Here is a 13103-nt window from a genome sequence, read left to right as displayed (position 1 = left end):
TTCCAGGTATCCGCATTTTTGTAATATCAGGAGATGCCTGTTGTCCTTGGAGCATTCTCCATGATTTGAATTTTATTAAAAAATACATATGGCTATAAGTTGTTATTTTTGATAACTATTATTTTTCGATTGGCATGAAAGCTGATAAAATAGGAATGAAATCGTTTATATCGTCATGAAGAATGAAAGTGGTGAGGCTTCAGTGGAAGAAGAAAATCAAAAACAGCCAAAAGAGGCAGGGAAATTCATTAAAATGAAGAAGTTTACGTTCATTATGGGGATTTTCTTAGTCATATTTCTAACTGCAGGGATTACTACAATAGCCTTGACCTTTGGAGATGAAAAAGTAGAGTCATTAGCACCGGATAAGCATGCGGAATTTGAAAAGCTGTATTCTACATACGATAAGATAAAAGATGACTATTATGAAGAGGTTGATGAAGAAAAGCTGGTTGACGGCGCAATTAATGGAATGATCAAATCATTGGATGATCCCTATTCTGCTTATATGGATAAAAAGGAAGCATCGAGTTTCCATGAGAGCATCTCTTCATCTTTTGAAGGAATCGGTGCTGAGATTCAGGAGCAGGATGGACAAATCATGGTCGTCTCACCGATAAAAGGGTCCCCAGCAGAAAAAGCAGGGGTAAAACCGAATGATATCATATTAAGTGTGGACGGTAAAAGTGTTGAAGGACTCAGCTCTTCTGAAGCTGTCCTGAAAATCAGGGGCGAGAAGGGTACGAAAGTGGATCTATCCATCTCAAGAGCTGGTGAGTCGGAACCGATTAAGCTCACCATTAAACGGGATACAATTCCGATTGAAACGGTATATGCGGAAATGCTTGATGATGGAGTTGCAAAAATTCAAGTGACCAGTTTTTCCGAACATACAGTCCAAGAGTTGAAAACGGCGCTTGAAGAAATGGCGAAGAAGGATATGAAGGGTCTCGTATTGGATTTGCGGGGAAACCCAGGAGGACTGCTTGATCAAGCAATAGAAATGGCAAGCCTGTTCATACCTAATGGGAAAGTGGTCCTTCAAGTTGAGGATCGCAGCGGGAAAAAAGATGTATATAAATCGGAGAATGATGGAGAACTGAAAATCCCGGTAGTCGTGTTGATTGATGATGGAAGTGCCAGTGCTTCTGAAATCGTTGCAGCGGCTGTCAGTGAGTCTGCACACATTCCATTGATCGGTGTCAAGTCATTTGGGAAAGGGACAGTGCAGACTGCCCAAGACTTCGAAGATGGATCTAACTTCAAATATACGGCAGCTAAATGGTTGACTCCTGAAGGCAATTGGATTCATAAAAAAGGGATCAAGCCGGATATTACTGTGAAGCTTCCTGATTATGCCAGCCTTCCGTACATTTCGCCTGATAAGGAATTGAAAGCATCCGATTCTTCTAGTGAAGTGAAGGCGGCTGAAGAGATGCTGAAGGTAGCAGGACATGATCCAGGTAAAATAGATGGATTCTTCGATGAAGCAACCAAGAATGCGGTCACAGCATTCCAAAGGGAACAAAAAATTAAAGAAACCGGCACCATTAAGGATGATACTACCGTGAAATTGATGCAGGTCATCCGCGAGAAAATCCTTAAAAACGACACACAAGTGAAAAAGGCAGTAGAAGTATTAAAGAAAGAAATTAATAAATGATTTTGATCGAAAAGCCTGTCAGCGGATATCGTTGGCAGGCTTTTTTTTCGTTTCATGCATAGAATTCCAAAATTAGGCAGAGAATAGGGGTAATTTTCCGATGAGGTGAGGTAATGAAAGAAAAGGTATTGTTCATATATCTATTGGTCTTGATTCTGGCAGGCTGCACCTATGCCCCTTTACCCAAACAAAATGGAAATGAAGGTACGGAAAAAAAACTAACCAATGAAGATAACCAGGAAAACGATAAAACTTTTCTGTTAATTGGTGTTGACACAAGGGGAGAGCAAAAATCTCGATCAGATGCGATTATCCTTGCAAAATACTTTCCTGAGCAGGAGAAACTGAAGCTGGCTTCCATTATGCGTGATAGTTATGTGAAAATCCCCGGGAATAAATCAGGATATAACAAAATAAATGCTGCTTATTATTATGGTGGAAGGGAATTGCTCAAGAAAACCATACAGGAAAACTTCGATGTCAAGATCGACCATGTAGCGGTAATCGACTTTAAGGGATTTGTCAAGATGGTGGATTTACTTGCCCCTGAGGGGGTGGCGGTGAATGTGGATCAGGAAATCATAGATGATATGAGCATCCAAGCAAGCGTCGGTAAAAATGTTTTACATGGTGAGGAAATATTGAAATATGTCCGTTTTAGACATGACGATGAAAGTGATTTTGGCAGGGTTGAACGACAACAAGAAGTAATGGTTCAATTAAAAACAGCGTTTATAAATCAAATCTCATCCTTCGAAGGGATGGCGGCCCTTCCTAGTATAATCGAACAAGGACTCTCGTACTTGGATACGGATATTGGACTGAAAACAATAATGGAAATGGGTCCCAAAGCCGTCTTCCATACACCGGACACGGTCGAAACCTTAAGGGTTCCAGTGAAAGGAAGCTTTAAAGATGAAATATATCCCCAGTCCGGAGCCGTTTTGGAAATAGACTACACTAAAAATAAGAAGGCACTTCAGGAGTTCTTTTCAAAATAATAAGATGTCCTATTCTCTTTTATTATCGAAGACATCCTAATATTAACTGAAGATTTTCAAATTAAATATTGTATTATAGACCTCGCAAGAATAATCTTAATTCGATCACCTTTAAAAAACGAGAGGGATAAGAAATCCTTCTCGTTTTTTATCACCAATAAAGGAACCTGGATCAATTAACAAAATGCGGAATGTTTTTGAAGAAATCCGGTGTTATGATGCCGTTTTCGGTAATGATGCTTGTAATTAGATGATTCGGTGTAACGTCGAAGGCTGGATTGAAAGTCTTCACGTTTTCCGGAGCGATCCTTACACCTTGAATGAAGGTGATTTCCGCTTCATTCCTTTCTTCGATCGGGATGGATGTGCCGGATTCGATAGAAAGGTCGAATGTGCTTGATGGTGCGGCCACATAAAAGGGGATACCAAAGTGCTTGGCTAATATGGCCAATCCCAATGTCCCGATTTTATTGGCTGTATCTCCATTGGCCGCAATCCTGTCGGCCCCGACGATAATTCCCTTTATTTCTTTCTGGTGAATCGTATGGGCAGCCATATTATCAGAAATTAAGGTGACGTCAACTCCCGCTTGCATCAATTCCCAAGCCGTCAAACGTGCCCCTTGCAGGACAGGCCTTGTTTCACATGCGTACACTTTTAGCGGAAAGTCCCTTTCTTTAGCCAGGTGGAAGGGAGCCAAGGCAGTACCATACCGAGCCGTGGCGATTCCCCCGGCGTTGCAATGTGTAAGAATGGAATCTCCTCTATTGAATAGCGATAAACCATGTTCCCCGATTTTCCTGCACATTTCTTCATCTTCATCAAAGATGGCTTTAGCCTCCGCTACAAGTGCTTCCTTGGCATTTGAAATGCTTTGCGCAGCCTGCAAGGTGTTCTCCATCCTCCTTAACGCCCAAAAAAGGTTGACTGCAGTAGGCCGTGAAGAGGCGAGTTTTTCAATATGCCTCGTTACATTTTTCTTGAATTCCCCTAAATCAGCAGTTGTTTCCTGCTTGGCGCCAAGTGCAACACCGAATGCTGCCGTCAGCCCAATTGCTGGGGCACCGCGAACTTTTAATGTAAAAATGCTGTCATATACATCATCAACAGAATGAAGTTCAATAAATTCAGTTATGGAAGGAAGGGCTTGTTGATTTAATAATGTAATATGGGTATCATCCCAATGTACCGAATATGGTAAGGGTGCAATTGTAGTCATGTTCAGGTCTCCTTTTAAATGGTTGAGTAAGATGGCAGTGTCCGTTGCTTCAACGCTTCAATGACGGCTGGAACATCCAATTCCTCCCGTTTTTTAATTAATAAAGTACCGATTTCCAATGTTGCCGTTTTGGCTGCGATCCTTGTTTCTTTATCTTCAATGACGTTTAAATCGGCTACATGGGAAAGGCCAATGGTTCGCCGAATCAGTTCGCAGCCTGCAAAGCCGAATGCATCTTTTTTGAATTTTGTCAGTAAATAAGGCAGATAACCCTTCACATGGCGGAATGGGCTTTTATTTTGGACCTCCCATAATTCGGTATAAGTTTCTTCAAAGGCATTCCAAAATTCAAGAAGGAGCGTGAAAATCTCTTCCTTTCCAGCGCCATTTCGTGTAATTGCCTGAAAGAGAAGGTTGGCGGTGTATTGACCAAGGTCAAAACCAACTGGCCCATAAAAAGCGAATTCCGGGTCAATAACCTTTGTTTCAGTTTTACTTGCAAATATACTTCCAGTATGTAAATCTCCATGAAGCAAGGCTTCCTGCTCGGTTTCAAAGCTTTGCTTCAGCTTGGCGACCTCAAGTATCACTTCTTGATCATTCCATATTTTTTGGGCGGCATCTTTCAATTCCACCTCGAAATCTCCAGGGAGTTCCTCAAAAAATGGATCCGTGAAAATAAAGACCTCAGTGATTTTGCAGAGTTCGGGATTCGTGAAATGTCGGGCCACCTCCTTTTTCGAAGAGGGTTCTAAATGATGATCGGATGTATAAAATGCCGTCGTCGCAACATACTCACCAATATGCTGTGAAAGCAATGGATATGAATCGCCATCGATCAATCCTGTTCTAACGATTTTCAAGTGCGATAAATCCTCCATGACTGTGATGGCAAGCTGTTCATCCGAATAGTAGACTTGCGGTACGAATTCGGGGCAATAACTTCTGAAATGAATCAGCGCATTCGCCTCAATGGCTGCCCTTTTCAATGTCAGCGGCCAGCTTTCACCAAGTACCTTGGCATAAGGGACCGCTTGTTTGATTATTATACCTTTGTTTGTGACCGTGTCTGTAATATGAAAAACATAATTTAAGTTTCCATCGCCGATTTCATTACATTTCAAACTTGCATCCGCATTGACCAACCCAAGTTTTTTTGCAAGAGTTATAGCTGTTTCGTTTGTCAATCTCTTAAAATTTGAATGGTTTTGAGTCATTCTTTTCCCCTCCAGATTCAAAATAAGAATAAAAAAGCCTCTTTCATATAGAAAGAGGCAGAAGTTTTGGCTTCGGACCTCTTATCTTCCAGAAAATGAATTCTGGTGGAATTAGCACCGTGCTCTGTGGATTTAATAATCCGGCGGAAGATCCGCCCCATTTCACAATGGTATTACAGTCGGTTGCTGGGCTTCATAGGGCCTTTATCCCTCAGCCTGCTCTTGATAAGAGTAAATGTTTTCTGAAATTTTAATCTTCGGGAAAATAATATCAACTTTTTAAATAGTTTGTCAATGGGTAAATTAATAAAAATCAGGACGGCGATCTTCGAATACAGGTATTTTGTTACGTGCTTCCGTAACTTTGTTGAAGTCCAAGGTGCCTGTCAATAGTTCGTTTCCTTCTCCGGCTTCACTTATGATATTCCCCCATGGATCAATAATCAAGGAATGGCCCGCAAATATATTATTGACATCCGAACCTGTACGATTAACGGCTACAACATAGGCTTGGTTCTCGATGGCACGGCTTATCAATAAGGCTCTCCAGTGATCGAGTCTCGGCTTTGGCCATTCAGCCGTAACGAAAAGAACTTCCGCGCCTTGAACGGTATGGGCTCGCTGCCATTCAGGGAAACGAATGTCATAACAAACGAAGCCGGCACATATTTTTTCATCAAGGGTAAATAAACCATCTTTTTCACCTGGCTGCAGGAAATGATGTTCATCCATTAATTGAAATAAGTGAAGCTTATCATATTCTTTAATGAGCTTTCCGTGTTTATCGATGATGATCATGGTGTTATAGATTCCCTTGCTTGTTTTTTTCGCAATGGAACCGCCGATGATGTGAATCTGGTGTTTCTGTGCCTGTGTTTTAAGAAATTCAATCGTTTTTTCTGCCTCTTGATCAGCAATCTCATTCAGCCTGGTCAAGTCGTATCCGGTTGTCCAAAGCTCTGGTAATATGACGATATCGGGTTCGGACCGAGCTGCTTTTTCCATCCATTGTTCTGCAACCTGAAAATTGACATCTGGTTGCCCGAAAGCTATATCCATTTGAATACAAGCTATTTTCCACTTCATCGTTTAAACCCCCCACATGTAAAAAATGCTTTACAAGACTACGATAAACATATATCATTTGTGACTAGAATTTCAAGAAATTTCAGAGAAGGTGTATAAATGGTGCAATTCGAAAAATCCGGACTGCTTCAGGACCTGCCTAAGCAGTTTTTTGCTTCACTGGTCGCAAAAGTCAATGCAATCACGGAGCAAGGACATGATGTCATTAATTTAGGTCAGGGAAACCCTGATCAGCCGACGCCGGAGCATATCGTCAAAAGTTTGCAAACTGCCGCTGAAAATCCGATTAATCATAAATATTCGCCATTCCGGGGACATCAATATTTAAAAGATGCTGCTGCCGTCTTTTATGAACGAGAATACGGTGTCAAGCTGGATCCGAATAGTGAAGTGGCAATTCTCTTCGGGGGAAAGGCAGGTCTTGTCGAACTTCCGCAGTGTTTATTGAATCCAGGTGATACAATCCTTGTTCCAGATCCCGGCTATCCGGATTATCTTTCCGGTGTTGTTTTAGCCCAGGCAAAGACCGAACTGATGCCCTTGACAGAAGAAAATGATTTTCTTCCGAAATACGATGACATACATAAAGAAGTTCTTGATAAAGCCAAAATGATGTTCTTGAATTATCCGAATAATCCCACAGGCGCTTCTGCAACTGAAAGTTTCTTTGATGAAACCGTCTCCTTTGCAAAAGAACATTCAATTTGTGTGGTCCATGATTTCGCCTATGGGGCGATAGGATTCGATGGAAAAAAACCGATAAGCTTTCTCCAGGCGGAGGGTGCAAAGGATGTAGGAGTTGAAATATACACTCTATCGAAAACATACAATATGGCAGGGTGGAGAGTCGGCTTCGCAGTGGGCAATAAGAGTGTAATAGAAGCTCTTGAACTATTACAAGACCATCTTTATGTGAGTCTTTTCCCGGCGATACAAGAAGCTGCGGCAAGCGCTTTGCTTGACTCACAGACCTGTGTAGAGCAGTTAGTGCAAATGTACGAGGGGCGAAGGAATGTTTTCATTGAGGGATTGAGGTCCATCGGATGGGAAGTCAAAGCTCCAGCGGCATCGTTTTTTGCCTGGCTCAAGGTACCTGAAGGTTTTACGTCCGAGAGTTTTGCGGACTATTTATTAACGCATGCCCATGTAGCTGTTGCCGCAGGGAATGGGTTCGGTGAATTTGGCGAAGGTTATGTCAGGGTAGGGCTACTGACTTCGGAAGAACGGCTGCAAGAGGCTGTGGAACGAATACGGACATTAAACTTATTTTAATGCAATAAGGTTCACCTTTAAATAGTTAAAACTTATTGACAAAGTAGGAATTACCTGTCAGAATACAAAATAAATTCTTAATCTTTCGATACTTGGATGCAACTTATATATCAGCGTTTTCTTATTTTGAGCAGGTGGAGGGACTAGCCCGATGAAGCCCAGCAACCGACCGTAATTCCATTGTAAAATGGGGCGGAATCCTTTCGCCGGATTTTCTTGAAATCCACAAGGCACGGTGCTAATTCTTGCAGCCGATGGCTGGGAGATAAGAAGATGGCTTTTTAAAGCCTCTTCTTTATGAAGGGGCTTTTGCCATTTTGAGACCATCTCAGGCCAATAGTGACATAGAGAGTTTACTAACGTGTTATAGGAGTGATCAGATGAGCGAGATAGTCGCTACTTATTTAATTCATGACTTTATTGGAAATCATGAGAAAAAAGCAGAGAGCATTGCCTTGGGTCTGACTGTCGGGACATGGACGGACTTGCCGCATTTGGTACAGAAACAACTGGAAAAACATAAGGGACGCGTCGTATCGGTGACACCCCTATCTGAAGAAGAGAGGGCAAACAGCTACTTTAATCGGAAAGTATACCGTTCGCTGATTAAAATTGCCTATCCGGCAAGGAATTTCTCCAATGATTTACCTGCAATCCTTACGACGGTCTTCGGCAAACTTTCATTGGACGGTGAAATAAAACTTATGGACTTGGATTTTGTCGGTGATATTCAAAAAGCTTTTCCCGGGCCGCAATTTGGCATTGAAGGCATAAGGGAAAAGCTTGGCGTATTTAACCGGCCCTTGGTGATGAGCATCTTTAAAGGTGTATTGGGAAGAGACCTAACATTTCATAATGAGCAACTGAGGCAACAAGCATTGGGAGGTGTCGACCTGGTTAAGGATGATGAGATCCTCTTCGACCAGGAACTGACTCCATTTTTCGATAGAATAAAAACGGGAAAAAGAATATTGAATGAAGTCTATGAAACCACTGGCCACCGTACTTTATATGCTGTCAATCTATCAGGGAAAACTTTTGAATTATTGGATAAGGCAGAGCAAGCGGCTGCAGCAGGGGCAGATGCTTTATTGTTCAACGTTCATACATATGGTTTGGATGTATTGCAGGCCTTGAGTGAACATGATCGTATCAAGCTGCCGATCATGGCGCACCCCGCATATAGCGGGGCATTGGCATCTTCATCATTTTATGGTATCGGCTATCCATTATTGCTTGGTAAATTAGTAAGGTTATCAGGCGCGGATTTATCTTTGTTCCCTTCTCCTTATGGAAATGTCGCACTTGAAAAAACGGAGACCTTAGCGATTGCTGAAGCTCTGACAAAAGATGAACTTTCATGGAAAAAAGCCTTCCCTGTTCCTTCTGCAGGCATTCATCCGGGCATGGTTCCGGACCTGATCAAGGATTTCGGGCTTGATAGTGTGATTAATGCCGGAGGCGGAATTCACGGGCACCCTGACGGAGCAGAGGGCGGTGCCAAGGCATTCCGTTCTGCTGTGGAAGCCGTTCTGGCAGGAAAGGAACTTTCTGAAGCGGCGGCTGAGGAAGAAACCCTAAAAAAAGCTCTTGTGTTGTGGGGAGGCCTATAAGAAATAATGAAACCGATCATCTTTTGTGATTTTGACGGAACGATCACCAACACAGATAATATCATTTCAATTATGAAGAAATTTGCGCCTCCGGAATGGGAAGCGTTGAAAGACGGTGTCCTTCAGCAAAAAATCAGTATATCTTCAGGAGTTGGGGATATGTTTTCCCTGCTTGATAGTGGCTTGAAGGATGACATCATCCAATATGTAAGAAAAACGGCCGGCATTCGTCCAGGGTTTTATGAATTCGTTGAGTATACGAAACAAGCCAATATCCCTTTATATATTGTAAGCGGGGGCATGGATTTTTTCATTTCACCCCTTTTGAATGATATCTTGCCAACAGAGTCCGTTTATTGCAACCATGCATTTTTTGATAAGGAAAAGATTTATATTGAGTGGCCACATGCTTGTGATGAGCAATGTAATAATGATTGCGGTTGCTGCAAGCCATCCATTATGAGGAAAATTACGGGTCCGGAAGATTTTAAACTCGTTATTGGAGATTCAGTGACGGATTTTGAAGCGGCAAAACAGGCCGATTTTGTCATAGCCCGTGACATACTGCTTGAAAAATGCGATAGGGAAGGAATTCCACATCAAGGATTCGAAACATTTTTTGATGTAATTGACATTATAAAGCAGCAGGAGGTGGTTAAAGCGTGAACACTCATTCTAAAGAGTGGCAGGAGTTGGCAGATATTAAAGCTGAACTGGCCGAAAGGGATTGGTTTATGGGAACTAGCGGGAATTTGTCCATCCGCGAACCCAAAAGCCCTTTCTTTTATATTACCGCAAGCGGTAAGGATAAAAGGAAGCAATCGGCTACGGACTTTTTACTGGTGGATTTAAAAGGAAAACCAGTTGAAGATACGAACCTAAGACCATCGGCCGAAACTTTACTTCATACAGACATTTACCGAAAAACCAATGCGAACTGTGTACTCCATGTCCATACAGTTGAAAATAATGTGATATCGGAATTGTACGGAGATGAAGGCCAAGTTTCCTTTCGTAATCATGAAATCATTAAAGCGACCGGTCGGTGGGATGAAGATTCGGAGCTTCGGATTCCAATCATATATAATCACGCTGACATACCGCTGCTATCCGATAAGTTCAAGCCGCATGTCGAAGAAGACTCTGGCGCTGTGCTGATACGCAATCATGGCATTACGGTTTGGGGCAAAAGCGGATTCGAGGCAAAAAGAATACTTGAAGCCTGCGAATTTTTATTTCAATATCAACTGTTACTTAATCAACAAAAGGCGTTTGCAGGTTCTATAAGATAAATACTCATAGAGGAGGAATGAATGATGGCGACGATCAGATTCCATGAAACAAACGAGGTTATTGAAAACGGTGAACAGGTAAAAGGTTTTTTAGAAACACAAGGGGTTATTTATGAGCAATGGGACATTTCTAAATTACCTGCCCATCTTGTGGAAAAATACGATCTAACAGATGCTGACAAGGAGGAAATCCTTGTAACTTTCCAATCAGAGATAGCGGAAATCTCTGAAAGAAGAGGCTATAAAGCCCATGATATCATCACATTATCCGATGCAAACCCGAACTTGGATCAAATGCTTGAAAACTTTAAGCAGGAACACCATCACGAAGATGATGAAGTGCGTTTCATAGCTGGCGGAACGAGTATCTTTGCCATTGAAGGCAATGATAAACAGTGGTTTGATGTACGGCTTAATCCAGGAGATCTTATTAGTGTACCAGAATCAACAAGACATTATTTCACGCTCGCGGAAGATAGGAAAACTGTTGCTGTCCGGATTTTCGTAACAGCTGCGGGATGGGTGCCGATTTACGAAAAAGACGAAGTTCAAGCATGAATCAATGTTGAAAAACCAGCTTACGGGCTGGTTTTTATTTGTAGAAAAAAGGGAAGTCAGAATGATCTCATCTCGAACCATGATTTTAAAACAAGCCCAGATTATCCTTAATGGTTTTTTCGTGTAATCCCCCTTGGATTGAAGAAATTTGCGACACACCCCTGCCAAATAACTGTCTAGACGAGACCCCACAGGCGCTTGCGTCGAGGAGGCTCGGGAGGCAGTCGGCGGAAAGGGAGCGGATTTCTGAAAGCGACTGGATGTTTTTAAATAAAAAACTGCATTCGAACTCGCTTTTCTTCGAGTTTATCTTCAGTCTGAAACAAGCCATCCGGCTTGTTTCATGCAGTCAAAAAGGGTTCGGAATGGTCTCATCTCGAACCATGATTTTAAAACAAGATCAGATTATCCTTAATGACCTTTTCCTGTAATCCCCATTGGATTGAAGAAATTTGCGACACTCCTGCCGAAAAACTGGCTAGCCGAGACCCCACAGGCGCTTGCGTCGAGGAGGCTCGGGAGACAGTCGGCGGAAAGGGAGCGGATTTCTGAAAGCGACTGGACGTTTTTAAATAAAAACTGCAGTTGAACTCGCTTTTTTTCGAATTTGCCTAGTCTGAAACCAGCTTACGGGCTGGTTTTTTTATGTGAATCCGGCAAGTGCTTTAGTAAGCTAATTATGATAAAATTTAACGGAATCGAATTTAACCGGATTTAGGAGCAGATAAGAATGAAAACGACCGAAGTGTACATATTGGGCGGCTTTCTCGGCAGCGGGAAAACGACGCTTCTTCGAAATATTTTAAAACAGGAAAGTGAAGCGGGCAGAAAAGTGGCAGTGCTTTTAAATGAGCTCGGCAGTGTATCGGTTGACAGCGGACTCATTGGTGATGGAGTGCCTCTGAAGGAATTGTTTGACGGGTGCATTTGCTGCACAATTCAAGATAAACTGGAGGTTCAGCTTCATGAGTTACTAACCGAAAATGAACTGGATGCGGTTTATATTGAAACGACGGGTGCAGCTCATCCAGTTGAAGTATTGGATGGCATCATGTCGCCGATTTTCGCCAAAAAGCTGGAGTATAAAGGGATCATCACGGTCGTCGATTTATTAAGGTGGCGCGATCGGGAGGAACTGTCTCCGCAGCTTCGACAGTTGCTTGCAGAGCAAATCCATCATGCCGATTTCATTTTATTGAATAAAGCGGATATGGTAAGTGAGATGGATGCCGCACAGCTAATATATACGATACAGGCGCTGAATACGGATGCTGTATGTTTATTGACGGAGTATGCAGCCGTTTCCTTGGCATCATTGCAGCAAATGCAAAGAAAAAGGCATAATGTACATCAAAAGCTTGATGTACATGACCATTTACACTTAACTGCAATCGTTCATACATTTGAAGGTGCTGTGGCACAAACCGACTTTGAAGAGTGGCTTAGGGCCCTTCCGGAAACGGTCTATCGAATGAAAGGATATATCTCCTTTACACATTCACAATACCCGCATTTATTCCAATACTCCTACGGAATGCCGATGTATATGAATGAAATGATGAAAATGCCATTGAATATCGTCATGATCGGGGAAAAGTTGGATAAGGAAATGTTGATCGGTCAGTTGAAAGCTTTGGAAGCGAAAGCGGCCCGATAAACGTTTACCGCCCATTAAAGAAGGGAAACATGAAAGGAAGACTTTCTTATTAAGGAGGCGGTATTAGTGCCATGGAATAAGGACGATTACCCAAACTCGATGAAGAATCTAGATAAAGATGTCAGGGAAAAGGCTATAGAAATCGCGAATGCATTATTGGATGAAGGATATGAGGATGGAAAAGCCATTCCAATTGCCATAGACCGGGCTAAGATGTCAGTAGGAAATGATTGAGAAAATGGTCAGACCCACATAGGGGTCTGACCATTTTTATTGTTGCATTCCAAAGGCGGCAAATGTCTTTTCGTCTTCTATCAATCCGCAGGCAGCGCACTGAACCCGAACTTCAGGACCATTATATGCTAGATGGAATGGCAGAAGGGAGTCGTTCGAATATTGTTCAACAATCTCACCGGATTGGGGATCCTTTTTAATGGGTGTTGCTACTTGCTGAATGAGATTGAAGCGAGATTTATTTGTCCGGCAATTCGGACAGCGGTATACTTGAGACATTGTACTCACTCC

Annotated in this window: 13 protein-coding genes and 2 riboswitches; of the genes, 9 read left to right on the top strand and 4 right to left on the bottom strand. The window is 42.3% G+C overall.

The features are described 5' to 3' along the window. The first annotated feature begins 175 nt into the window (after nt 1-175). Complete coding sequence (locus NYE65_RS01085; protein ID WP_445670391.1) at nt 176-1663, top strand: S41 family peptidase; 1488 nt, start codon at nt 176-178, stop codon at nt 1661-1663. A 113-nt stretch (nt 1664-1776) separates the two neighbouring features. After that, nucleotides 1777-2664, top strand: a complete 888-nt coding sequence (locus NYE65_RS01080; protein WP_063590845.1) for an LCP family protein — start codon at nt 1777-1779, stop codon at nt 2662-2664. A 172-nt stretch (nt 2665-2836) separates the two neighbouring features. Here the strand turns inward: NYE65_RS01080 and mtnA are convergent, their stop codons facing one another. The 3 genes from mtnA to NYE65_RS01065 form a co-directional block, all read right to left on the bottom strand. Then, the gene (mtnA, locus tag NYE65_RS01075; RefSeq protein ID WP_340859566.1) at nt 2837-3883 is read right to left on the bottom strand and encodes an S-methyl-5-thioribose-1-phosphate isomerase; all 1047 of its coding nucleotides are present in this window, start codon (nt 3881-3883) and stop codon (nt 2837-2839) included. 14 nt (nt 3884-3897) lie between these two features. Then, nucleotides 3898-5100: an S-methyl-5-thioribose kinase gene (mtnK, locus tag NYE65_RS01070; RefSeq protein WP_340859565.1), complete on the bottom strand. Its 1203-nt coding sequence runs from the start codon at nt 5098-5100 to the stop codon at nt 3898-3900. A 78-nt stretch (nt 5101-5178) separates the two neighbouring features. Continuing rightward, a riboswitch (SAM riboswitch) is annotated at nt 5179-5332 on the bottom strand. A 71-nt stretch (nt 5333-5403) separates the two neighbouring features. After that, nucleotides 5404-6186: a carbon-nitrogen family hydrolase gene (locus NYE65_RS01065; RefSeq protein ID WP_328176914.1), complete on the bottom strand. Its 783-nt coding sequence runs from the start codon at nt 6184-6186 to the stop codon at nt 5404-5406. Between the two features lie 99 nt (nt 6187-6285). On the opposite strand from NYE65_RS01065, the gene NYE65_RS01060 reads away from it, so the two are divergent. From NYE65_RS01060 to NYE65_RS01030, 7 genes are all read left to right on the top strand, one after another. Continuing rightward, nucleotides 6286-7458 carry a pyridoxal phosphate-dependent aminotransferase gene (locus tag NYE65_RS01060; protein WP_340859564.1) on the top strand — a complete coding sequence of 391 codons (1173 nt, stop codon included), beginning with the start codon at nt 6286-6288 and terminating at the stop codon, nt 7456-7458. A 118-nt stretch (nt 7459-7576) separates the two neighbouring features. Further along, nucleotides 7577-7730: riboswitch (SAM riboswitch) on the top strand. 108 nt (nt 7731-7838) lie between these two features. Next, nucleotides 7839-9071 (top strand): 2,3-diketo-5-methylthiopentyl-1-phosphate enolase, encoded by a 1233-nt coding sequence (mtnW, locus tag NYE65_RS01055; protein ID WP_340859563.1) that lies wholly within the window; start codon nt 7839-7841, stop codon nt 9069-9071. A 6-nt stretch (nt 9072-9077) separates the two neighbouring features. After that, a complete protein-coding gene (locus NYE65_RS01050) occupies nt 9078-9737 on the top strand; it encodes a 2-hydroxy-3-keto-5-methylthiopentenyl-1-phosphate phosphatase (protein ID WP_340859562.1) in 660 nt (219 codons plus the stop codon). Next, nucleotides 9734-10363 (top strand): methylthioribulose 1-phosphate dehydratase, encoded by a 630-nt coding sequence (locus NYE65_RS01045; RefSeq protein ID WP_340859561.1) that lies wholly within the window; start codon nt 9734-9736, stop codon nt 10361-10363. Before NYE65_RS01050 ends, NYE65_RS01045 begins: the two co-directional genes overlap by 4 nt. A 24-nt stretch (nt 10364-10387) precedes the next feature. Then, nucleotides 10388-10921 (top strand): cupin domain-containing protein, encoded by a 534-nt coding sequence (locus NYE65_RS01040; RefSeq protein WP_048686713.1) that lies wholly within the window; start codon nt 10388-10390, stop codon nt 10919-10921. Between the two features lie 730 nt (nt 10922-11651). Further along, nucleotides 11652-12578 (top strand): CobW family GTP-binding protein, encoded by a 927-nt coding sequence (locus NYE65_RS01035; protein WP_340859560.1) that lies wholly within the window; start codon nt 11652-11654, stop codon nt 12576-12578. A 66-nt stretch (nt 12579-12644) separates the two neighbouring features. Then, a complete protein-coding gene (locus NYE65_RS01030) occupies nt 12645-12812 on the top strand; it encodes a hypothetical protein (RefSeq protein WP_158226060.1) in 168 nt (55 codons plus the stop codon). A 36-nt stretch (nt 12813-12848) separates the two neighbouring features. Here the strand turns inward: NYE65_RS01030 and NYE65_RS01025 are convergent, their stop codons facing one another. After that, complete coding sequence (locus NYE65_RS01025; RefSeq protein WP_034307479.1) at nt 12849-13091, bottom strand: hypothetical protein; 243 nt, start codon at nt 13089-13091, stop codon at nt 12849-12851. Nucleotides 13092-13103 lie beyond the last annotated feature (12 nt).

It is taken from the genome of Peribacillus sp. FSL R5-0717, assembly GCF_038002945.1.
GTDB lineage: Bacteria > Bacillota > Bacilli > Bacillales > DSM-1321 > Peribacillus > Peribacillus frigoritolerans.
This window is presented reverse-complemented; position numbering and strand designations above follow the sequence as displayed.

What these genes read in the sequence shown, in the direction of transcription:
- mtnW (WP_340859563.1), top strand. Translation starts at nt 7,839, where the DNA reads ATGAGCGAGATAGTCGCTACTTATTTAATTCATGACTTTATTGGAAAT.
- NYE65_RS01040 (WP_048686713.1), top strand. Translation starts at nt 10,388, where the DNA reads ATGGCGACGATCAGATTCCATGAAACAAACGAGGTTATTGAAAACGGT.
- NYE65_RS01065 (WP_328176914.1), bottom strand. Translation starts at nt 6,186, where the DNA reads ATGAAGTGGAAAATAGCTTGTATTCAAATGGATATAGCTTTCGGGCAA.
- NYE65_RS01060 (WP_340859564.1), top strand. Translation starts at nt 6,286, where the DNA reads ATGGTGCAATTCGAAAAATCCGGACTGCTTCAGGACCTGCCTAAGCAG.
- NYE65_RS01080 (WP_063590845.1), top strand. Translation starts at nt 1,777, where the DNA reads ATGAAAGAAAAGGTATTGTTCATATATCTATTGGTCTTGATTCTGGCA.
- NYE65_RS01025 (WP_034307479.1), bottom strand. Translation starts at nt 13,091, where the DNA reads ATGTCTCAAGTATACCGCTGTCCGAATTGCCGGACAAATAAATCTCGC.
- NYE65_RS01085 (WP_445670391.1), top strand. Translation starts at nt 176, where the DNA reads ATGAAGAATGAAAGTGGTGAGGCTTCAGTGGAAGAAGAAAATCAAAAA.
- mtnA (WP_340859566.1), bottom strand. Translation starts at nt 3,883, where the DNA reads ATGACTACAATTGCACCCTTACCATATTCGGTACATTGGGATGATACC.
- mtnK (WP_340859565.1), bottom strand. Translation starts at nt 5,100, where the DNA reads ATGACTCAAAACCATTCAAATTTTAAGAGATTGACAAACGAAACAGCT.
- NYE65_RS01035 (WP_340859560.1), top strand. Translation starts at nt 11,652, where the DNA reads ATGAAAACGACCGAAGTGTACATATTGGGCGGCTTTCTCGGCAGCGGG.
- NYE65_RS01050 (WP_340859562.1), top strand. Translation starts at nt 9,078, where the DNA reads ATGAAACCGATCATCTTTTGTGATTTTGACGGAACGATCACCAACACA.